The sequence below is a fragment of the Staphylococcus pasteuri genome (genome assembly GCF_030547725.1).
Taxonomy (GTDB): domain Bacteria; phylum Bacillota; class Bacilli; order Staphylococcales; family Staphylococcaceae; genus Staphylococcus; species Staphylococcus pasteuri.
This window is the reverse complement of sequence record NZ_JAUOQO010000167.1, coordinates 1-311: the sequence shown is the minus strand read 5'-3', so window position 1 is coordinate 311 and position 311 is coordinate 1. Positions and strand designations below refer to the sequence as shown.

1 protein-coding gene is annotated in these 311 nt (G+C 49.8%); it reads left to right on the top strand.

Features of this window, described 5'->3' with window-relative positions:
• A partial coding sequence (locus Q4528_RS13255; protein ID WP_303521967.1) for a bifunctional diaminohydroxyphosphoribosylaminopyrimidine deaminase/5-amino-6-(5-phosphoribosylamino)uracil reductase RibD occupies nucleotides 1–311 on the top strand: 311 nt, incomplete at both ends.

Genomic DNA, 311 nt, shown 5'->3' with positions numbered 1-311 from the left:
AGCATGTTGATTGAAGAGCAAGTCGCCGAAGTGATTATTGCGATGGTTGACCCTAATCCGCAAGTCGCTGGCCGAGGCATTGGTATGTTAGAACAGGCGAGCATTAAAGTTCGCTCTGGCTTAATGGAATCAGCGGCGAGGGCGCTAAACCCTGGCTTTTTATGCCGAGTGGAACGTAAGCGCCCATTTGTACGTTTAAAGCTGGCAGGCTCGATTGATGCCAAAACCGCTTTATCGAATGGCGAAAGTAAGTGGATTACTTCTTCTTATTCACGGAGCGATGTTCAACGTGAACGCGCTCGCAGCCATGC